The sequence below is a fragment of the Cohnella sp. GCM10027633 genome (genome assembly GCF_042675445.1).
Classification (GTDB): domain Bacteria; phylum Bacillota; class Bacilli; order Paenibacillales; family Paenibacillaceae; genus Cohnella.
Map to the genome: position 1 here is coordinate 104,950 of NZ_JBHTGV010000007.1, position 21,312 is coordinate 126,261.

The 21,312-nt window shown below is 60.3% G+C and carries 18 protein-coding genes and 1 tRNA gene; 16 read left to right on the forward strand and 3 right to left on the reverse strand.

Annotated features, from left to right (window positions below; genetic code table 11):
• Nucleotides 1–61: 61 nt before the first annotated feature.
• On the reverse strand, nucleotides 62–415 hold the full coding sequence (locus ACFQZG_RS17180) for an ArsR/SmtB family transcription factor (protein ID WP_378154671.1): 354 nt from the start codon (nucleotides 413–415) through the stop codon (nucleotides 62–64).
• A 151-nt stretch (nucleotides 416–566) separates the two neighbouring features.
• On the opposite strand from ACFQZG_RS17180, the gene ACFQZG_RS17185 reads away from it, so the two are divergent.
• The 4 genes from ACFQZG_RS17185 to gluQRS all read left to right on the forward strand — a co-directional run bounded on the left by ACFQZG_RS17185 (nucleotide 567) and on the right by gluQRS (nucleotide 5,265).
• Nucleotides 567–827 (forward strand): metal-sensitive transcriptional regulator, encoded by a 261-nt coding sequence (locus tag ACFQZG_RS17185; RefSeq protein WP_378154931.1) that lies wholly within the window; start codon nucleotides 567–569, stop codon nucleotides 825–827.
• 83 nt (nucleotides 828–910) lie between these two features.
• On the forward strand, nucleotides 911–4,063 hold the full coding sequence (locus ACFQZG_RS17190) for a hybrid sensor histidine kinase/response regulator (RefSeq protein WP_378154673.1): 3,153 nt from the start codon (nucleotides 911–913) through the stop codon (nucleotides 4,061–4,063).
• 68 nt (nucleotides 4,064–4,131) lie between these two features.
• Nucleotides 4,132–4,208 (forward strand) — tRNA-Asp (locus ACFQZG_RS17195).
• A gap of 79 nt (nucleotides 4,209–4,287) precedes the next feature.
• Entirely contained in the window at nucleotides 4,288–5,265 is a 978-nt protein-coding gene (gluQRS, locus tag ACFQZG_RS17200; protein ID WP_378154675.1) for a tRNA glutamyl-Q(34) synthetase GluQRS, read from the forward strand.
• Between the two features lie 3 nt (nucleotides 5,266–5,268).
• Here gluQRS and ACFQZG_RS17205 read toward each other — a convergent pair whose 3' ends face one another.
• Both ACFQZG_RS17205 and ACFQZG_RS17210 read right to left on the reverse strand, forming a co-directional pair.
• The gene (locus ACFQZG_RS17205; protein ID WP_378154677.1) at nucleotides 5,269–6,147 is read right to left on the reverse strand and encodes a pirin family protein; all 879 of its coding nucleotides are present in this window, start codon (nucleotides 6,145–6,147) and stop codon (nucleotides 5,269–5,271) included.
• A complete protein-coding gene (locus ACFQZG_RS17210; RefSeq protein ID WP_378154679.1) occupies nucleotides 6,144–6,608 on the reverse strand; it encodes a MarR family winged helix-turn-helix transcriptional regulator in 465 nt (154 codons plus the stop codon). Before ACFQZG_RS17210 ends, ACFQZG_RS17205 begins: the two co-directional genes overlap by 4 nt.
• 253 nt (nucleotides 6,609–6,861) lie before the next feature.
• Between ACFQZG_RS17210 and ACFQZG_RS17215 the strand changes: the two genes are divergently transcribed.
• The 12 genes from ACFQZG_RS17215 (at nucleotide 6,862) to ACFQZG_RS17270 (ending at nucleotide 21,310) form a co-directional block, all read left to right on the forward strand.
• Complete coding sequence (locus tag ACFQZG_RS17215; protein WP_378154681.1) at nucleotides 6,862–8,745, forward strand: methyl-accepting chemotaxis protein; 1,884 nt, start codon at nucleotides 6,862–6,864, stop codon at nucleotides 8,743–8,745.
• Nucleotides 8,746–8,874: 129 nt separating this feature from the next.
• Complete coding sequence (locus ACFQZG_RS17220) at nucleotides 8,875–9,438, forward strand: beta-class carbonic anhydrase (protein ID WP_378154933.1); 564 nt, start codon at nucleotides 8,875–8,877, stop codon at nucleotides 9,436–9,438.
• Between the two features lie 179 nt (nucleotides 9,439–9,617).
• Complete coding sequence (locus ACFQZG_RS17225) at nucleotides 9,618–10,706, forward strand: iron-siderophore ABC transporter substrate-binding protein (protein ID WP_378154683.1); 1,089 nt, start codon at nucleotides 9,618–9,620, stop codon at nucleotides 10,704–10,706.
• Complete coding sequence (locus tag ACFQZG_RS17230; protein WP_378154684.1) at nucleotides 10,703–11,743, forward strand: FecCD family ABC transporter permease; 1,041 nt, start codon at nucleotides 10,703–10,705, stop codon at nucleotides 11,741–11,743. Before ACFQZG_RS17225 ends, ACFQZG_RS17230 begins: the two co-directional genes overlap by 4 nt.
• Nucleotides 11,740–12,771 (forward strand): FecCD family ABC transporter permease, encoded by a 1,032-nt coding sequence (locus ACFQZG_RS17235; RefSeq protein ID WP_378154686.1) that lies wholly within the window; start codon nucleotides 11,740–11,742, stop codon nucleotides 12,769–12,771. Before ACFQZG_RS17230 ends, ACFQZG_RS17235 begins: the two co-directional genes overlap by 4 nt.
• On the forward strand, nucleotides 12,771–13,601 hold the full coding sequence (locus ACFQZG_RS17240; RefSeq protein WP_378154688.1) for an ABC transporter ATP-binding protein: 831 nt from the start codon (nucleotides 12,771–12,773) through the stop codon (nucleotides 13,599–13,601). Before ACFQZG_RS17235 ends, ACFQZG_RS17240 begins: the two co-directional genes overlap by 1 nt.
• A 204-nt stretch (nucleotides 13,602–13,805) precedes the next feature.
• The gene (locus tag ACFQZG_RS17245; protein ID WP_378154690.1) at nucleotides 13,806–14,510 is read left to right on the forward strand and encodes a glycosyltransferase family 2 protein; all 705 of its coding nucleotides are present in this window, start codon (nucleotides 13,806–13,808) and stop codon (nucleotides 14,508–14,510) included.
• A 62-nt stretch (nucleotides 14,511–14,572) separates the two neighbouring features.
• Nucleotides 14,573–14,899, forward strand: a complete 327-nt coding sequence (locus tag ACFQZG_RS17250) for a lipid-A-disaccharide synthase N-terminal domain-containing protein (RefSeq protein ID WP_378154692.1) — start codon at nucleotides 14,573–14,575, stop codon at nucleotides 14,897–14,899.
• A gap of 80 nt (nucleotides 14,900–14,979) precedes the next feature.
• Nucleotides 14,980–16,044 carry a dual-specificity RNA methyltransferase RlmN gene (rlmN, locus tag ACFQZG_RS17255; RefSeq protein WP_378154693.1) on the forward strand — a complete coding sequence of 355 codons (1,065 nt, stop codon included), beginning with the start codon at nucleotides 14,980–14,982 and terminating at the stop codon, nucleotides 16,042–16,044.
• 133 nt (nucleotides 16,045–16,177) lie between these two features.
• On the forward strand, nucleotides 16,178–17,959 hold the full coding sequence (locus ACFQZG_RS17260; protein WP_378154695.1) for a multicopper oxidase domain-containing protein: 1,782 nt from the start codon (nucleotides 16,178–16,180) through the stop codon (nucleotides 17,957–17,959).
• An 84-nt stretch (nucleotides 17,960–18,043) separates the two neighbouring features.
• Nucleotides 18,044–18,523 carry a transcription elongation factor GreA gene (gene greA, locus ACFQZG_RS17265; protein ID WP_378154697.1) on the forward strand — a complete coding sequence of 160 codons (480 nt, stop codon included), beginning with the start codon at nucleotides 18,044–18,046 and terminating at the stop codon, nucleotides 18,521–18,523.
• Between the two features lie 543 nt (nucleotides 18,524–19,066).
• On the forward strand, nucleotides 19,067–21,310 hold the full coding sequence (locus tag ACFQZG_RS17270) for an FAD-dependent oxidoreductase (protein ID WP_378154699.1): 2,244 nt from the start codon (nucleotides 19,067–19,069) through the stop codon (nucleotides 21,308–21,310).
• The last annotated feature ends 2 nt before the right edge of the window (nucleotides 21,311–21,312 follow it).

The following is a 21,312-nucleotide window of genomic DNA, read 5'->3' on the forward strand; positions in this document are numbered from 1 at the left end:
TAAAAACCTTATAACTAAATATCTAGTTATATGGTTATTAAGCCGATAAAAAGGAGGCCGTTCAGGCCTCGGGGGTTTTCAGCGCGACGATCCGCTCCGAAGTCGACACCAGTTGCTTCAAGATCGCAAGGGAAGGCTCGATATCGAGCGAGTAGAAAATCTCGGTGCCCTTCTTCTCAGCGGAGATGAGAGCCGCCTGACGCAAGATCTTCAGATGATGCGATATGGCGGATCTGGACATCGGCGAGCGTTCGACGATCTGCGCGACGTTGAGCGTCTCGTGCTTCGTGAGCATCATGACGATATCTTGCCGAACCGGGTCCGCGAGCGCCAGGAACACCGGACTGCAGTCGCGAAGCTGTCGGTGGACCGTCCGTTCCAGTTGGTCCGCGTCGGGAGTAAGGGATTCCGTCATCGCTTGCCGTCTCCATTCCATCCATATAACTAATTTCATGGTTGCTTATGATTGTAAATATAAGGGTTTCATCGGACGGTGTCAAGCGTATTGTTAGCCGAACCGATTTCGGTAATAATATACCTACTGAGGTATAGGGGGCGGTAACGTGATGAAATACGACGCGGACGTGAAGAAGAGGCTGAAGCGCATCGAGGGCCAAGTGCGCGGGGTGCTTAAGATGATGGAAGAGGAGAAGCACTGCAAGGACGTCGTCGGTCAGATGTCGGCGATCCGCAGCGCGCTCGACAAGGCGATGGCCTACATCGTGGCGACGAATCTGGAGCAGTGCATCGTCGAGCAACGGGAAGCCGGGGGAGATACGGGCCAGCTCGTTCAAGAAGCGGTGGAGCTGTTGATCAAGAGCCGATAATTCGGTTCGAGCGCCGAACGCCGCGAACGAGTCGAAATTCGTTTACGGTCGCAACCGTTTAAGGTAACCTAAGGGTAACTTGAATGTCCGCAGCGGCGCCGTTCGTTGCATCGGAGAGAGGGGACGGACGCATGGGCGCGGAGCGCGATGCTGCCAGAATGAAGAAGCGGACGATCGCGACGATCGTCGGCTTGTTCGTGCTGGCCTTGAGCGGCATACGCTTGGCCTGGGTCGAGCTGGTGGCCGCTCCTTCGAGCGTCGAAGCCGTCTCCGGCGTATTGGATTTACGAGAATGGGATCCGTCGAAGCACCCGGTGTTGTCGCTTCGCGGGGAGTGGGGGCTCTATCCCGATCGGCTCGCAGAAGCGGGAGACGCGGGCGGGAATCCGCCGGCAAGCTTCATCTCGCTGCCGGGAGAATGGCGGGGACAACTGTCAGGAGGCGACGATTCGACGTTCGGTTTCGCGTCGTACCGGCTTCGCGTTCGGATGGAGCCGGACGATACGCGCGAATATCGAATCCGGGTGCCGGCGATTTCCGCGGCTTCCGAGTTGTTCGTCAACGGCAAGCCGGTCGCCCGGTCGGGTCGCCCCGCGGAGAGCGCCGAGGCTTACGCGCCGGGCAACGTGCCTTATTCGGCTTCCGCGACGGTCGAACAAGGCGCGATCGACATCGTCATTCACGCCGCGAATTTCGACGACCGCCTCATGGGCGGCATCATGCAGCCGGTGAAGTTCGGCACGGAGGCCGGCATGAACCGCGAATACTGGCGATCGGTCGGCGCGCAGTGGGCGGTCATCCTTCTGTTGGCCGTCCATGCCTTGTACGCGCTGCTGCTCTACTTCGTCGGCACGCGGCAGCGAGCGGCGATCGCGTTATTCTGCCTTCTCGCATGCGGCGCCATGGCCGTCGCGACGGATGACGATCGCCTGCTGCAAGCGTGGTTCCACGTTCCGTACGAATGGAACTACAAGGCGTATTATCTCGCGTACTTAGGAGGCGCGGCGTTCCTCGTCTACTATGCGAAGCTGCTGCTGCCGCCTTTCCGAATGTTGTCGTACGCGCGGGTGTACTTCGTCGCGTGCGGCATTTACGCCGCCTTGGTGATCGCGTTGCCGGTAAGGATTCTGAGCCTGTCGGATCCGGTCCATACGCTGCTCGTGCTGAGCGGATTCGTCGCGGTGCCGATCGTCATGGTATTGGCGATTCGTAGAGGGGTGCGCGACGCCGTCTATCTCGTGCTCGGGGTCACCGCGCTCGTGACGAACATCGGCTGGGGCATCGTCAAGAACGCGGGCGCGATCGAGATCGACGTCGGCTATTATCCGATCGATATGATCGTCGCGTTCGTCGCGTTCGCGATGTTCTGGTTCAAGCTGTACTTCCGCGCGTCGGAACAGACGGCGACTCTGGCGAAGCGCCTGCAGGCGGAAGATCGCCGCAAGGACGAGTTTCTCGTGAACACGTCCCACGAATTGCGCAATCCGCTGCACGGCATGCTCACGATCGCGCAGACGTTGCTGCAAGGCGAGGATTCGCGGAAGAACCGGGAGCAATTGAATCTGTTGCTGTCCGTCGGCAAGCGAATGACTTACTTGTTGAACGACTTGTTGGACTTGACCCGGTTCAAGGAAGGCCGAGTCCGGCTGAGGCCTGCGCCGCTGGAGCTGCAGGCGGTGGCGGCGGGCGTGCTGGACATGACGAGATTCCTGGCGGCCGGCAAGCCGGTGACGCTCGTGAACAACGTTCCCGAGACGTTGCCCCGCGTATGGGCGGACGAAGAGCGCTTGATTCAGATCCTGTTCAATTTGCTGCATAACGCGGTGAAGTTCACGAACGAGGGTCGCATCGCGGTCGATGCGTTCGCGGAGAACGGACGGGCGGTCGTGCGCGTGACGGATACCGGTACCGGCATGGACGAAGCGACGCGGCGAACCGTCTTCCAAGCGTACGAGCAGGCCGATCACGGCGCGGGCGGCGGGCTTGGGCTCGGACTGACGATCAGCCAGCGTCTGGTCGAGCTCCACGGAGGGGAGATTTCCGTCGCGTCCTCCTTAGGCAGAGGGTCGGTCTTCACGTTCACGCTGCCCTTATGGGTCGACGAAGGGCATGCCGAGGTCGCCGCGGCTTCGGAGAAGGCGCAGCCGCCGGAGCCGCACGCGATCGCGTCGGTCGGCGACGTGCCGACCGGCGATCGCCAATCCGCCGCCGCGGAAGATCGATCGGCGATTCTGGCGATCGACGACGATCCGGTTAACCTCAAGGTGCTGACCGGCTTGCTGTCGCCGGAAGGTTACGAGGTTCTCGTCGCGACGAGCGGACATGAGGCGTTGAAGATGATCGGCATGCGGCGTTGGGACTTGGTCATCGCCGACGTCATGATGCCCGGCATGTCCGGCTACGAGGTGGCGGGGGCGATTCGCGAGCGGTTCTCCCGCTCGGAGCTGCCGATTCTGCTGCTGACGGCGAGAAGCCGCCAGGAGGATATCGAGGCGGGATTCCGGGCCGGGGCCAGCGATTACGTGACGAAGCCGGTCGACGCGACGGAATTGAAGTCGCGGGTGCGCGCGCTCACGGAGGCGACGAGAGCCGTCCGCGAACAGATTCGGATGGAATCCGCTTGGCTGCAGGCGCAGATCAAGCCTCATTTTCTATTCAACGCGCTGAACTCGATCTCGGCGCTCGGAGACATCGATAACGATCGGATGAAGGAGCTTCTCGGCGCGTTGGGCGATTACTTGCGCTCCAGCTTCGACTTCCGCAATTCGGATCGGCTTGTTCCGCTGCGCAAAGAATTGGAGCTCGTCCGCGCCTATCTGCATATCGAACGGGAGAGGCACGGCGACCGGATTCGCTTCGAGCTGCGCGTCGACGAAGAGTTGCCGTTGGACGTTCCTCCTCTGTCGATTCAACCGCTCGTCGAGAACGCGGTCTTGCACGGGTTGCTCGGCAAGGCGGAGGGCGGCATGCTGATCGTGCGGGTCGCGGTAATCGGCGCGCGCGCCGACATCTCGGTCGAAGACGACGGCGTCGGCATGGGCGAAGCCGCGAAGGAACGAACGCTGGGCGGGCGGCAGGTTGCCGGGGGCGAGCGCCAAGGCATCGGACTAGCGAACACCGACGCCCGTCTGAAGCGGCACTTCGGCGCGGGCTTGCGCATCGACAGCAAGCCGGGAAGAGGCACGAAGGTTTCTTTCTCGATACCGATTGAGGGCGAACCGTCTATAATAGAATAAGTTTGTTGTTGCTTTATGACGACCGTTCGTGTTAAGATGCTTCTTGTGTCTAAGACACTTGATTGTGTGGAGCCGTGGTGTAGTGGCCTAACATGCCTGCCTGTCACGCAGGAGACCGCGGGTTCGAATCCCGTCGGCTCCGCCATCAACCCTTATATTTAACAAGCGAATTGAGCAGCGATAGAGCATGCTCTTTTTTTGTATCTTATAGGGAGCGTGAGAGGATGACGCGCCGAGGACGCTTCGCGCCGACACCGTCCGGCTTGCTGCATATCGGCAACGCCTTCACCGCCCTCGCCGCTTGGCTGCAGATGCGCCAAGCGGGCGGGGAATTCGTGCTGCGCGTCGAAGATATCGACACCGCCCGTTCCCGCGCGGACCTGGCGGCGCTACAGCTCGAGGACCTGCGCTGGCTGGGCATCGATTGGGACGAGGGGCCGGATGTCGGCGGAACGTACGCTCCTTACGTGCAAGGCGAGAGGATGCCGTCGTACGAAGAGGCGCTGAGGCGACTGGACGAAGCCGGACGGCTCTATCCGTGCTACTGCAGCCGCAGCGATCTCGCGAGAGTCGCCAGCGCGCCGCACGGTCTCTCCTCCGAAGGCGGGGCGTATCCGGGCTTGTGCCGGCTTCTGACGGAGGAGGAGCGAGCCGTCCGAGCCGCCGCGAAGCCGCCGGCCATGCGCTTCAGAATGGATGGAGGACCGGTGACGTTCCGCGACGGCATGTTCGGCGAAGTCGCCTTCGCGGGCGACGAGATCGGCGATTTCGTCGTGAAGCGCGCCGACGGCCTGTTCAGCTATCAGCTCGCCGTGGCGGTAGACGATGCCGCGATGGGCATTACCGACGTGCTGCGCGGCGCCGACCTGTTGGATTCGACGCCGCGCCAGCTCGCGCTCTACGAAGCGCTCGGCTTGACCGCGCCGAGCTTCGCTCACGTGCCGCTGCTCATGGACGCGAACGGACGAAGGCTGTCCAAGCGCGATCGCTCGATCACGTTGGCCAGCCTTCGAGAAGCGGGAACATCGCCCGAGCGCCTTATCGGCGTACTCGCCGGCGCGGCAGGCTGGATCGATCGCCCGGAGCCTCTATCCGCTCGCGAGCTGGTCTCGGCCTTCGGAGCGGTCAAGCCTGGCGACGGAGCCGCGGCCGACCGCTTCGCTTTAAGCGATCCGCTATGGCGGATGCTGATCTCCGACTAGGGCTTAGAAGTTCGGTTTGCCCATCTTCCCCGCTTGGAAATCCGCATACGCTTGGATGACTTCTTCGCGCGTGTTCATGACGAACGGTCCGTATTGGAACACCGGCTCGCCCAGCGGCTCTCCGCTCAGGACGAGCACGAGCGCGTCGTCCGAGAGGCCTTCTACGCGAATGTCGCCGGCGACGTTGCCGAACAGGACGAACTCGCCTTCCTCCGCAACCCGCGATTCGTTGATCTCGGCGCTGCCCCTGAGCACGATGAGTCCCGCGTTATGCGACGCGGGCAGGGAGAAGCGGGCGACGCCGCGCGCCTTGAGCGTCAGATCGAACAGGTTGATCGGAGAGAACGTCTCCGCGGGTCCGCGCGTACCGTCGTAATCCCCCGCGATAATCCGCGCCTTGCCGCCGCCGTCCGGCAGCGCGACGCGTCCCATGCTCGCCTTCGGCAGCTCCTGGTAACGCGGCGAATGCATCTTGTACGCCCGCGGCAGGTTCACCCACAACTGGATGAAGTGGAACGTGCCGCCGCGCTTCGCGAATTCCTTCTCGTGGTATTCCTTATGCAGCAAACCCGATCCAGCGGTCATCCATTGGACGTCTCCCGGACCGACGATGCCGTGATTGCCATAGTTGTCATGGTGCTCGACATACCCCTCGTAGGCGATCGACACCGTCTCGAAGCCGCGGTGCGGGTGGGCGCCGACGCCTCTTACGGCGTGGCTTGGTCCGAAGTCGTAGGGCGCGTTGTAATCCAACAGCAGGAACGGACTGAACCGCTCTCCCAAGTCGTTCCCGGACGGAAAATAATTCGATACGCGGAAGCCGTCGCCCACCATGTGGAACGGCGCGCCTCTATAAGTGCCTTCGATCGTACGGTAGGTCATTGTTCTTTCGCTCCTTTGCCTAATAATTTGAGCAGCGCGATCGCTTGCTCCTTCTGCTCCTGCGACAGTCCTTGCATGATTCCCTCGATACTTCTCGCATGCCGCGGGAAGATACCGTCCAGCAGTCCGCGTCCCGCATCGGTCAGATCCGCGTTGACGACGCGGCGGTCTTCCGCGCACGGGAGACGCCTGACGAGTCCTTTCCGTTCCAGCTTGTCGATGTTGTAGGTCATCGTGCCGCTCGTCACGAGCACTTTGCCGCCGATCTGCTGAATCGGAATTTGGCCCTTGGCGTAGAGCACCTCGAGAATGCCGAATTCGGACAAGGAGAGACCGTAGTTCCGAACGTCCTTCGCGGCCTTGTCCATGACGCTCTTATACGCCTTCGACAAGACGACGAGCAGCTTGAGCGACAGCGATTGGTCGTCTCCCGCACCGCCGGTATCGTTCGTCTCGTTCATGACGGATCGCCTCCTCCATATACCTTTACATCAATTATCTTGAATTAAAGATAACATGAACGAACAAGCCCGTCAACCGATTCGTTCCGCTCCCCGGAACCCCGCCGTACCTCTGCCGTACCCCTCAATTCTGCTAACAATTCGCGCAGGGCCGCGCTTATTATCAAACACAAATCAAATAATTACCGTCCAATAGTCCTAACAACCTCCTCTTATAGTGAGATTAATCACACTTTCGAAGGAGTCGTCTCGCATGAACCGTACCAAACATTGGCTGGGCAGAGCGCTTAGCTTCCGCAAAATCTCGACCAAGCTGATCGCGTCCACGTTCGTCATTTCCTTGCTCATCGTCGTATCGATGGCATTCGCGCTATTCATTCCGAACTCCGCCTTGTTCCGCGATCAGATCGACAAGGAGCTGGCGCTTCGCACCGAGATGATCGCCGAGCAATTGGACGGCGATATTCAATCGAAGCTTACGAAGCTAGAGGCAATCGCAAGCGTCGGGCAATCGTTCGGGGACGACATCGCGAAACATCGCGAGCTGATTACGAGCTTCGGCAACCAGAATCTCGAGCTGAACGGCGCGGCCGTATCGCTGGATCCGACGGGCAAGGTCGCCTACAGCCATGAAGGGAAGACCGTGGACATCTCTACCCGGGACTACCTCAAGACCGTGTTCGAAGGCAATCCTGGCATCTCGGTGCCGGGCGTATCGAAGGTCGACGGCAAGACGCTCGTCGTGCCGATGGCCTATCCCCTCAAGAAGGAGGGCAAGACGTTCGGCCTCTACGCCACGGCGTATCCGATCGATACGGCGATGAAGTACGTCACCGAAGCCAAGATCGGAGAGACGGGTTACGCGCTATTGGTCGACCGCAACGGGCTGGTCGTGTCCCATCCGGACAAGACGATCGCGATGCAGAAGACGCTGTTCGAGCTGAACGTCCCTGAAGTCACCGCGGCGTACGAGTCCGCGAAGAACGGTACGGATACGAGCTACGAATTCACGTTCCAAGGCGTGAAGAAGATCGGCTACGCCAGCTTGACGAAGAGCGGCTTCGTCGTACAGATGGCGGTTCCCGAGAGCGAGCTGCTCGATCCGATCTACGGCATGATGTGGACGACGGTCGGAACCGCGGCTATCGTCATGGCCGTCGCGCTCATCCTGGTGTACTTCTCCGCGAGAAGCTTGTCCAGACCGATTCAATACATAACCGAAGTCGTGGCGAAGCTGGCCAAAGGCGACCTGAGGCCGCGGCTGCAAGTGAATTCCAAGGACGAGCTGGGCGTGCTCGCCGGGAATATGAACGAGATGTTGGATTCCCTGTCGCTGACGGTTCAGCAAGTCGGCTCGGCATCGGAGAGCGTCGCGTCGTCGGCTCAGCAGATTACGGCCAGCACGGACGAAGTCGCGAAAGGAAGCGTCGACCAAGCCGATAGAGCCCGCACGATGGCGCAGCTGTTCGAGGATCTGGACGCTTCCGTCAAGCTCGTCGCTTCGAGCGCCCACCAAGCGAGAACGTCGTCTCAGGAAGCGGTCGAGATCGCGAAGGAAGGCAACGGCTTCATCAACCTGTCGATCGATAAAATGGAGCAAGCGAACGCGCAGATGGAGCTGCTCGAGAAAGATTCGAAGCAGATCGGCGAGATTATCGAAGTCATTAACGAGATCGCCGAGCAGACGAACCTGCTGGCGCTTAACGCGGCGATCGAAGCGGCCCGCGCCGGCGAACAAGGAAGAGGCTTCGCTGTCGTGGCCGACGAAGTGCGCAAGCTGGCCGAGCGAAGCGGCGACGCGACGAAGCAGATCGGCTCGATCATCAAGGGCATGCAAGACAACGCTGCGCGCAGCGTGCAAGCGGTCGGGGACGGCGTGGCGCAATTCGCCCAGACGCGCCAGTCGTTCGACGGCATCGTCCGGAAGGTGAACGACACGTATCAAGTCGTCGGCGAGATTACGCTGTCGAGCGAGAGCCAGACGCGCAAGGCGAACGAGATGATGCTCGAGATCGAATCCGTGGCCTCGATCAGCGAAGAAGCGGCGGCCGCGGCCGAAGAGACGGCGGCGGCATCGCAAGAGCTGGCTACGCTCGCCGTCAGGCTGAACGACTCGGTATCGATGTTCAAGTATTAAGGAAGCGGGGTTAAGCCTCTCTCGCGACGAGCGGAATTCTCGCCGGAAGCTTTGCCATACGGGCCGGGATGGTGCTATTCTTAGTAGACCGGCAAGCCGTAGCAAGGAGGCCATCCTATGTCCAATTCAATGTCCATCGTTCCAAGCATGCTCGAATTCAACAAGAAGTTCGTCGCCGACAAGAAGTACGAGAAGTACCTGACCGACAAGTTCCCGACGAAGAAGGCAGCGGTGCTTACGTGCATGGATACGCGCCTCGTCGAGCTGTTGCCCAAGGCGCTCGGCTTCCGGAACGGAGACGCCAAGTTCATCAAGAACGCCGGCGCGATCCTTACCCAGCCGTTCGGAAGCGCGATGCGAAGCATCCTCGTCGCGGTTCACGTGCTCGGCGCCCGCGAGGTGCTCGTCATCGGCCACCACAACTGCGGAATGACCGGGGCCGATCCGGAGATGATCGTGAACAAGATGATCGACAACGGCATCGATCCGCTCGCCATCGAGACGCTCGAGAACGCCGGCATCCGCATGGACAAGTTTTTCAAGGGCTTCGCGAAGTCGGAGGAAGGCGTCATGCACAGCGTGCGCATGATACGCCGGCATCCGCTGTTCCCGGAGGAGATTCCGGTGCACGGCTTCGTCATCGATCCGGAGACGGGCGAGATCGAAGTCATCGTCCAGGATTACAGAGAATAAGGGCCTTCTCGACCGGCTCCATAAGGCAGTCCCCGAAGTTATCCGCGCGGATGACTCGGGGGCTGTCTATTTTTATATCTGACATATCCGTTGACAAACCGCCGGTTCACCCTTACAATTTGAAATTGATAATCATTATCAATCAATTACATAAGAAATCATAAAGGATGGGTTAAACAATGAAAAAGATGAAAACGTTCGGACTAGGAATCGCGGCGGCGATGTTCGCGCTGACGCTGGCCGGCTGCGGAAGCAACAACAATAACAACGCGGAGCCTGCGGCGTCGCCGAGCGCTTCGGCTTCTCCGAGCGCAAGCGCGCCGGCCAGCTCCGAAGCTCCGGCATCCGAAGCGGCGGTTACCTATCCGATCACCATCAAGCATGCGTTCGGCGAGACGGTCCTCGAGAAGAAGCCGGAACGCGTCGCGACGATCCAATGGGCGAACCACGACGTGGTGCTTGCGCTCGGCGTCGTGCCGGTCGGCTTCTCGGCTTCCAACTACGGCGTGGCGGACGATTCCGGCATGAACCCGTGGACGGCGGCGAAGGTCAAGGAACTCGGCGTCGACAAGCCGAACATCTATCAAGACACGGACGGTCTGGACTTCGAAGCGATCTCCGACTCGAACCCGGACGTTATCCTCGCCGCTTACTCCGGCATTACGAAGGAAGACTACGAGACGCTGAGCGCGATCGCGCCGACCGTCGCGTATCCGACGAACCCTTGGCTGACGACTTGGAGAGAGCAGATTCTGCTCAATTCCGAGGGCATGGGCATGAAGGCGGAAGGCGAGAAGCTGCTTCAGGATTCGGAGAACATCATCAAGGAGAAGCTGAGCGCCTACCCGCAAATCGCGGGCAAGAAAGCCGTAATGGCTTCGTTCTCGGCAACGGATCTCTCCAAGTTCTGGGTCTATACGCCCGGAGATCCTCGCGCGGCATTCCTGCTCGACTTGGGCATGACTTATCCGGAAAGCGCTCAGAATCTGGCCAAACCGGGCGAATTCACGGTAGAAATCAGCGCGGAGAACGCGGATGCGCTGAACGACGCGGACATTATCGTTACGTATAGCGACGAGTCGTTGGTTGCGGCTATGCAAGCGGACCCGCTGCTGAGCAAGATTCCGGCCGTTAAGAACGGCGCGATCGTGACGGTAGGCGACAATACGCCGCTGGCCGCTTCCATCAACCCGAATCCGCTCTCGATCTTGTTCACGATGGATGAGTATCTGAAGCTGATCGGAGCGGCAGCCGACAAAGTTCAATGAGCAGCGTCGCCGATTCGAAGCACCAGCAACTGATTTCGCATACGCCGAAGCATTGGGCGACCGTTCTCGTCGTGAGCCTGATCGCGCTCGGCGCATGCATACTGGCATCCTTGGCTCTAGGCTCTCGCGTGGTGGGCTGGACGGATCTCATGAACGGCCTGTTCCATCCGAGTATCGATACTTACGGAACGAGCATCGTGGAGAAGCGCATTCCTCGGACCGTATTCTGTATCATGTGCGGAGGAGCGCTCGGCATCGCCGGCGCTCTGATGCAATCGGTCACGCGCAACCCGATCGCCGATCCGAGCATTCTCGGCGTGAATACGGGGGCTGCCTTGTTCGTCGTATGCGGCATCGCGTTCCTGAACATCAGCACGGCGAACGAGTATATCTGGTTGGCGATGGCGGGAGCCGCGGTCACCGCGGTGTTCGTCTTCGGCATCGGCTCGATGGGACGTGGCGGCGCCACGCCCATTAAGCTTATTCTGGCGGGTGCCGCGACTAGCGCGGCCCTCTCGTCGTTAGTGAGCGCCGTCATGATTCCCCGCCAGAACGTCATGGATAAGTTCAGATTCTGGCAGGTCGGCAGCGTCGGCGCGGGTACTTGGGATTTCACGACGACCCTGATCCCGTTCCTCGTCGTCGGCGTCGTCATCGGCATCTTGGCGGCACCCGCGCTGAACGCCATGGCGCTCGGGGACGAAGCGGCGTCCGGGTTAGGCGTCCGTCCCGGCGTCATCCGGCTCATTGCGGCAGCCGCCGGCGTCATCCTCTGCGGAGCGGTGACCGCGTTGGCCGGACCGATCGCGTTCGTCGGACTGATCGGAACCCATCTCGTTCGAATGTTGCTCGGTCCGGATATGCGCTACGTCATTCCGATGTCCGCCGTGGCGGGGGCAACGATACTGATGCTATCGGACGTCATCGGCAGAGTCGTCGGCAGTCCGGGCGAGCTTGAAGTCGGCGTCGTCACGGCCTTCATCGGCGCGCCCATCCTCATCTTCCTAGCGATAAGAACGAAAGTGCGGTCCTTATGACATCTAACACTGTTGCCGCCATCATGGCGGGAAGGCGTCAGAGACGCCGCCGATGGATCGCTCTCACGAGCGTGCTCGCCGCTCTGGCCTTGGCGCTATGCTGCGCGCATCTGTATCTCGGCAATACGCACTACCCCGTGAAGGACATCTTCAGGGCGTTGATCGGAGAGCAAGTGAAGGGCGTCTCCTTCGCGGTGAATACGGTCCGTCTGCCGAGAATGCTCACCGGCTTGTTCGCCGGCTTCGCGTTCGGCATCGCGGGCAGCATGTTCCAGACGATGCTGCGCAACCCGCTCGCCAATCCGGACGTGCTCGGCATTACGGAAGGCTCGAGCGCGGCGGCCGTCTTCTGTATTCTGATCCTGCATACGAGCGAATCGGTCGTCTCCGTCGCATCGGTCGTCGCGGGGTTGATTACCGCATCGGTCATCTTCCTTCTGGCGATGGGGCGGACTTATTCCATCGGCAGGATCATACTAGTCGGTATCGGCATAGACGCGATTATGCGAGCGGCCATCTCGTACCTGCTGATGAAGGGCGGACAATTCGACATTCCGGCGGCGATGCGTTGGCTGAGCGGAAGCCTGAACGGCTCGAAGATGGATGAACTGCCGCCTCTCGTGCTGGCCGTGCTCATTCTCTCTCCGGTCGTCATCCTGCTCGGCAAGCATCTGAGCCTGATGGAGCTCGGCGAACAAGCGGCTTCTTCGCTCGGCTTGAACGCGAGCCAGACTCGGTTCGTGCTCGTCGTCTGCAGCGTCGGCATCATTGCTATCGCCACCTCGACGACGGGGCCGATCGCGTTCGTTGCCTTATTGGCGGGCCCGATCGCGCGGATGCTAGTCGGTTCAGGCTTCTCCGCGATACTTCCGGCGGGTCTTGTCGGCATCAATCTGGTGCTGGCGGCGGATCTGATCGGTCAGTACGCGTTCGTGACGCGATATCCCGTCGGCGTCATTACGGGAATACTCGGCGCGCCGTACTTAATCTTCCTGCTCGTCAGAATGAGCCGAAAGGGTGATCTGTGATGAATAAGACGCCTGTCATGCATGCGGATAACATTGTAGCCGGCTATGAGAATAAGACGATCGTCCATGGCATCGGCCTTACGATTCCCAGCAACAAGATCAGCGTCATTATCGGAGCGAACGCCTGCGGCAAGTCGACGCTGCTGAAGACGATGTCGCGGCTGCTGAAGCCGATCTCCGGCGAAGTGATTCTCGACGGCAAGTCCATCGCGAACATTCCGTCCAAGCGGTTGGCCAGAACCGTCGGACTGCTGCCGCAATCCCCTATCGTGCCGGAAGGCATTACGGTCGCCGACCTGGTCGGCAGAGGCCGATTCCCGCATCAGGCGTGGTTCAGCGGCTGGTCCAAGAAGGACTACGAAGCGGTTGCCGAGGCGATGGAGCTGATGAAGATTACGGAGCTGGCGAATCGGACCATCGACGAGCTGTCGGGCGGTCAGCGCCAGCGCGTCTGGATCGCGATGGCGCTCGCGCAGCAGACGGACATTCTGTTCCTCGACGAGCCGACGACGTTCCTCGATATTACGTACCAAGTCGAGATTCTCGACCTGTTGACCGACTTGAACCGCAAGCGCGGCACGACGATCGTCATGGTGCTCCACGACATCAACTTGTCCGCCCGTTACGCCGATCATATCTTCGCGCTGCGTCAAGGCGAATTGATCGCGGAAGGCGCGCCGTCCGGCATCATTACGAGCGCATTGATCAAGAACATCTTCGATATGGATTGCACGGTTATTCCCGACCCCGTCTCCGGCACGCCGCTCATCGTTCCGATCGGGCGCCATCATGCGAGACCTGTTGCTTATGCAACCGCATCAACCGGGTAACCCGGCGCGAAATCGAATGGAAAGACGCTTTTCCGGATGTATCCGGCGGCGTCTTTTTTCTATTGATGTCGAATGAAATGACGAGAAAAGTAGCATAAGCGACAATAATGCTGTTTTTTGTCCATTAACCCAATTACTGGTGACTTACGCCTATGAAATGATTATACTTATGGATACTACGCATCGTACAAAGGGTGGTATTCGATGATCGAGCTATCCGTAATCGCTCCGATTTACAATGAGGAAGAGAGCATCGAAGCACTGTATCAAGCATTGTCCGAAGCCTTGCAAGCGAAAATCGAGCATTACGAGATCATCCTCGTGAACGACGGAAGCGCCGACCGCAGCGGCGTCATGCTGGATGAGCTGGCGGCGAACGACCCGCGCGTGCGGGCGTTGCATTTCCGGTCCAACTGCGGCCAGACGGCGGCGATATGGGCGGGCATGCGGGCGGCGGAAGGCACGTATCTCGCGCTCATCGACGCGGACTTGCAGACGGACCCGAACGATATTTTCACATTGATGCCTTACATGAAGGAGTACGATCTCGCCAACGGGATGCGCGTCTCGCGAAGAGACACGCTCGTGAAGAAGGTATCGTCCAGAGTCGGCAACGGCGTCCGCAATTGGCTGACCGGAGACACGATCTACGATACCGGCTGCCCGATGAAGCTCATGAAGCGGGAAGTCGCCCAGAGCTACTATCTGTTCAACGGCATGCACCGGTTCCTGCCGACGCTCGCCAAGATGAACGGGTTCAAGGTTATCGAGGTCGGCGTCAACCACAGGGAACGGCAATACGGGGTCTCGAAGTACGGCGTGTTCAACCGCGCGTTCGTCGGGCTCATGGACGCGATCGTCGTTCGCTGGCTGAAGAAGAGAACGATCAAGTACGAATTCAAAGCCTAAATTCAAGCCTAATCGAACTTCCCCCGCGCTGGGAATCCGATTATCGGGGAGGCCTCTAATGAATGTCGACTGTCGAGATCGTATGGGTGTCGATCGGCATGCTGGGTCAAGTATTGTTCTCGTTGCGCTTCATCGTGCAGTGGCTCGCTAGCGAGAAGGCGCATCAAACCGTCATTCCTTACTCCTTCTGGCTGCTGAGCATCGCGGGCTCGGTCATTCTGTCCGCCTACGCGATCTACCGCAAGGACCCGGTATTCATTCTCGGCCAGACGCCGAGCGTGTTCATCTACGTGCGCAACATCATGCTGCAGAAGGGCGCGGATCAACGGTCCCGCCAAGGGACGGCCGGGGAACAGCGAGACATGCAGGAAGCGAAGGCGGAGGCATAATGGTTTTGAATATCGGTCGCGAATGTGGGACAATGGAGTAATCAAGAACGACCGATCGCATCGAAAAGAGGACACAAGCAATGGGCAAAGCATCGATCTACGGGCTGACGCTGGCTAAGCTGACGGAATGGCTGGCGGAGCATGGACATAAGAAGTCGCGGGCGTTGCAGGTATGGGATTGGCTCTACCGCAAGCGCGCGCAGCGGTTCGAGGACATGACGGACGTCAATCCGGCGTGCGTGAGCGTACTTGCGGAGCATTACGCGATTCGCTCGATGGAGGAGCACCTGAAGCAGCAATCGGTGGACGGGACGGTCAAGTTCCTGTTCCGGCTGCAGGACGGCAATCTAATCGAGACGGTCATGATGAGGCATAAGTTCGGGTTGTCCGTCTGCGTGACGACCCAAGTCGGCTGCAACATCGGCTGCAGCTTCTGCGCGAGCGGCTTGCTGAAGAAGGACCGCGACTTGTCGGCGGGCGAGATCGTCGAGCAGATCGTGAAGGCGCAGCAATTCCTCGACGAGACCGGAGGCGAGGATCGCGTCAGCCACATCGTGGTCATGGGCATCGGCGAGCCGTTCGACAACTTCGCGAACCTGTTGGATTTCCTCGAAGTCGTCAAGGATCACAAGGGACTCGCCATCGGCGCGAGACATATTACGGTGTCGACGAGCGGGCTGGCGAACAAGATCGTCGAATTCGCGGACGTCGATCCGGGCGTGAATCTCGCGATCTCGCTTCATGCGCCGAACGACGAGCTGCGGACGCGGATCATGAAGATCAACCGGGCGATTCCGATCGCGAAGCTGATGGAGGCCATCCATTATTACTTGGACAAGACGCGGCGACGGATCACGATCGAATACATTCTGCTCAAGGACGTCAACGATCAAGTCGAGCATGCGCTCGAGCTGGCGGAACTGGTCGGCGGCATTCGGAAGCTCGCGAACGTGAATCTCATCCCGTACAACCCGGTAGACGAGCATAGCCAATACCAGCGCAGCGCCAACGACGCGATCGTGGCTTTCTACGACGCGCTGAAGAAGCAAGGCATCAGCTGCAGCGTCCGGTTGGAGCACGGCGTCGACATCGACGCGGCTTGCGGCCAGCTTCGGAGCAAGCAGATCAAGGAGAACGTCGGTTAGGGCGCGGGGCATCGCGTAATCGCAATCGGAACGGAGACGCTAGCGCGGCTGGCGTCTTTTCTTTTTGCCTGCGTCTGGAAAGTGAAGTACACTCGTGGTGGGGGAAATACGATAACAGGCGAGAGTGAGGAACGTGAATCGCTTCAAATCCCGTACCTTATGGACGGCAATCGCTAGCGCGATCGCGGCCGCGGCCATCGCGGTCGTCGCGACGCTGACGATCCGGCCGGCGGAGAAGGACGCGACCGGCGTCCCGGAGAAAGCGGCGGCAACAGGGGAAGTCAGGTCGTTCCAGCTGTACGCGACGGACGGATATATGACGCTTCCGGGCGGAGAGCAAGCGTACGTCTGGGGGTACAGTCTGACGAACGAGCCGGGAACGGCGGTCTATCCGGCGCCGACGCTCGAAGTGAACGAAGGCGACCGGGTCGAGGTTACGCTGACGAATATCGGACCAGCGAAGACGGGCATTAAGCGTCTGGCTCATACGATCCATTTTCACGGATTGGACGTGGACCAGGCGAACGACGGCGTCCCGGAGACGTCGAAGGCGTTGCTCGTCGGCGATAGCTTCACGTACCGGTTCGTCGCGACGCACGCGGGGACGTATTTCTACCACTGCCACGTCGACACGATCGAGCATCTGCAGATGGGGATGCACGGGGCGTTCGTCGTGAAGGCGAAGGGCGGCGCGAAGACGGCATGGACCGGGGGGCCGGCGTACGACAAGGAATACGTCATGACGCTGAACGAGATCGATCCGGTGTGGCACAAGGCGGTCGAGAACGGAGAGCCTTACGACCGTACGGCGTTCCATCCGACGTACTTCACGATCAACGGCAAGGCGTTCCCGGATACGGGCGGCGACCCGACGACGGAGATTACGGGGAAGATCGGGGAACGCATTCTCGTCCGGCTCGTCAACTCGGGATACGAATCCCATAGCATGCATTTGCACGGGCATCATTATCAAGTGATCGCGTCCGACGGAAGGCCGCTGGAGCACTGGCTGGACAAGGACACGATCGACATCGGGCCGGGCGAGCGGTACGACCTTCTCATTACGTTCGAGCAAAGCGGCACTTATCCGTTCCATAGCCATAAAATTACCGACAATATGAACGACGGCGTCTATCCGGGCGGGATCCACACGATGGTGGACATCGCGCCGGAGAGCGAAGCGGGCGCGGCCCCGGCGAAGAAGATCGGGATGAAGATCGGGCAGCCGTCCGCGACGGTCGACGGAAAGACCGGGCCGATGAACGTCGCGCCGGTGGCGGCCGACGGCACGGCGTACGTGCCGCTCAACTACATCGTGCAGCAGCTCGGCGGCGAGTCGAACGTATCGGAGACGGACGGTTCGATCGCCTATGCGAACGAGCGGACGAGCATCCGGTTATGGAGAGACCGGGACCTCGTCGTCATCGACGGCCGGGCGAGCGCGCGCAAGTCGCCGGTGAAGGACGAGCAGGGCATTATCCTCGTGGCGCTGCCCTTGCTCGGCGACATGCTGGGAGCCGGAACGAAGGCCGAATACGACGCGGATAGCGGGACGATCGTGATCGAGGCGACGCCCGCCGGAATGCCTCCTGAGGTCGGCATGGCGGGCATGCATCACGGCGGCGGCCATGAAGCAGAAGGCGCGCCGTCGGCTTCGCCGGACATCGAGGGCATCGTCGTCTCGATGAAAGATATGCTGTTCGCGCCGGCGGAGCTGACGATCCAAGCGGGCGAAACGGTCACGTGGGTGAACGACGACTCCGTCGTGCATACGCTCGCCGATCTCGGCGGCGCGTTCGACAGCGGTAGCATCGCGCCGGGAGGCGTCTGGAGCTATACGTTCCGGGACAAGGCGGCGTACGATTACTATTGCAGCATTCATCCGCTCATGACCGGGAAGCTGACGGTGGAGTAGCTCGGGCGAGGGACTGCGTTAATTTTTCGCATCGGCGGCTTGGATTGGTTATAATAAGTTAATTAGCCGATAGGAGGCGAAGAGATGGCGAACGAAGACGAGATTCTCTTGACCAAGGAAGGCCTTGCCAAGCTGGAGGCCGAGCTGGAAGAGCTTAAATACGTGAAGCGCCAAGAAGTGGCGGCCAGAATCAAGCTGGCGATCAGCTACGGGGATTTGAAGGAGAACAGCGAGTACCACTCCGCCAAGAACGACCAAGCGTTCATGGAAGGACGCATCTTGACGATTCAGCGGATGCTGCGCAACGCGCGCGTCGCCAACAGCACGGACATGTCGACGGTCGCCGTGGGCGCGGTCGTCGTGCTGCTCGACAAGGAGATGGACGAGAAGATCGAGTACCGGATCGTCAGTCCGTCCGAGGCGGACGTTCTCGAGGGCAAGATCTCGTACGAAAGCCCTCTCGGCAAGACGCTGCTCGGCAAGCGGGTAGGCGACCTCGTCCGCGTGGACGCGCCGGTCGGCGTTATCGAGTACAAGCTGCTGGAGATCAAGGCGGCGGGGTAACTAGTTGGGTAGAGCGTATGACGGAATAGGACGAATCGGGAACGGGATAGGTAATGCCGGGTAGCGGGAGCTGCCCGGTTTTTTGTTGTGGTTGTGTGCGCCGCGCCATATTAGTGGAACCACACTCCGCTAATGCGCCGAACTCTGGCTGCCGCGTCACATTAGTGGAGCCACATTCCGCTAACCAGCCGCAATGCGGTCGTCACGCCACATTAATGGAGCCACATGCCGCTAATCTGCCGAACTCCGGTCGTCGCGCCGCAATAGTGGAGCCACATTCCGCTAATCCGCCGAACTCCGGCTGTCGCGCCACATTAATGGAGCCACATGCCGCTAACCATCCGCAATGCGGTCGTCACGCCGCAATAGCGGAACCACATTCCGCTAATGCGCCGAACTCCGGCTGCCGCGCCGAATTAGTGGGTTATTTGAAATAAAGTATATCCTCCTCGCGCACATTATTGAATTGTACACTCCTCATAACCGACTATGATGAAATTATATGCAGTCGCAACATCATCATGTTCGAGAGGGTGCGAGAGAATGAGGACGGAAGAGGTACGGAAGGACATTACGGTCGTCGGCGGAGGGTTGGCCGGCGTGTGCGCGGCGGTGGCCGCGGCGAGGTTGGGGAGAACGGTCGCGCTCGTGCAGAACCGCCCGGTATTGGGAGGCAACGCCAGCAGCGAGGTTCGGGTATGGGTGTGCGGAGCGACCGGGCACGGCACGCAACGTTACGCCAGGGAGTCGGGCATCATGGGAGAGATGTTCATCGAGAACCAATACCGCAATCCCGAAGGCAATCCGTACTACTGGGATCTCGTCGTGCTGGAAACCGTCAAGGCCGAGCCGAACATCGAGCTGTTCCTGAACACCGACGTCCACGAAGTCGAGGCGGACGGCGAGCCGCACGACCGCAAGATCCGGTCCGCGACGGGCTGGATGATGGGCTCCGAGCGCCGTATCCGGTTCGTCAGCGAGACGTACCTCGATTGCACCGGGGACGGATTGGTCGGCTTCCTCGCCGGCGCCGAATACCGGATCGGCCGGGAAGCGAAGCATGAGTACGGCGAAGACTGGGCTCCGGAAGTCGCGGACGACATTACGCTCGGCAGCACGCTGCTCTTCTACACGAAGGACGTCGGCCATCCGGTCAAATACGTGCCACCGAGCTTCGCCAAAGACATTACGACGACGTCGATTCCGATCAAGCGCGTCATACGCAGCGGAGACTCGGGCTGCCACTATTGGTGGATCGAGTGGGGCGGCGAACTCGATATCGTTCACGAGAACGAGCGCATTCGAGACGAGCTGTGGTCCGTCATTTACGGTATCTGGGATTACATCAAAAACTCCGGCAACTTCGACGCGGCGAACATGACGCTGGAGTGGGTCGGCAACGTACCGGGCAAGCGCGAGTACCGTCGGTTCGTCGGCGACTATACGCTGAACCAGAACGACATCCTTGCGCAGCGCCCGTTCGACGACCGCGTCGCGTTCGGAGGCTGGTCGATCGACCTTCATCCGCCGCAAGGCGTGTATTCGTCGGAGAGCGGCTCCAAGCATCTGTACTCGGACGGCATCTACCATATTCCGTATCGCTCGCTCTACTCCCGCAACGTGAGCAACATGCTTATGGCCGGTCGCAACATCAGCGCGTCGCACGTCGCGTTCGGCACGACTCGCGTCATGGCGACGTGCGCGGTCATCGGCGAAGCGGCCGGGGCCGCTGCCGCGCTGTGCGTCGAGCACGGCTTAACGCCGCGAGAGCTGTACGAGCAGCGGCTCGTAGAGCTGCAGCAGACGATGCTGAAGTCGGACGCTTCGCTAACCGGTCTCGCGAATAACGACGCCGCCGACCACGCGCGCCGAGCGACCGTCGAAGCTTCCTCCAATATGCGCCGCATTCGCGCCGAATCGGCGGATGAAAAGCTGTCGCTCGAAGGCGATATCGCCTTCGTGCTGCCCGTCGACTCGCTGGAAGGATTCGAGCTGCTCGTCGAAGCGGAGAAGCCGGCGACGCTGCGCGTCGAATGCTGGGACACCGGTCGCGCCGAGAATTACGTGCCCGCGACGCTCCAAGCGCAGGTCGAGATCGCCCTTGAGCCGGGTCGGGGCTGGACGTCTTGCGACTTGAACTGGAAGCCCGACCGAAGGCAGAACGCCTTCATCATCGTTCGCGGGAATCCGGACGTCAGTCTCCATTGGTCGCATACGCCGGTAACGGGCGTCGCTGCTTTCTTTTCGATCGGGGAAGCGCGCGCCGCGCAGATCATGGAGGAGCAGAACCGCGACCAGCCGATCGTAAAGTGGTCGCTTAAGCCGTTCGTCCGGAAGATTCCTTGCATTCGGACGGCCGCGCCGACCGAAGCTTACGCTCCCGAGCGCATCATCGACGGGTATGCCCGTCCTTACGGCGGTCCGCATATGTGGGTATCCGATCCCGATTCCGCGCTATCGGAGCAATGGATCGAGCTGTCGTGGGACGGCGAGGTGTCCTGCGAGGAAATCCATCTGACGTTCAACGACGACGTGAACGAGGACTTGATCAACCTCCATCACCATCGTACGGCCTTCGAGGTCATGCCGGAGCTCGCGAAGGACTATCGGCTAGAGGCGTGGACGGGAGACGAATGGGTGACGCTGCACGAGGAACGGAACAACCGCAAGCGGAAAAGAACGCACCGTCTCGGCCGGACGGTAGACCTATCGAAACTGCGCCTGACCGTCGAGGCGACGAACGGTTGCCCGCGGACGGAAGTCGTCGAGGTGCGGGTGTACGGGTAAAG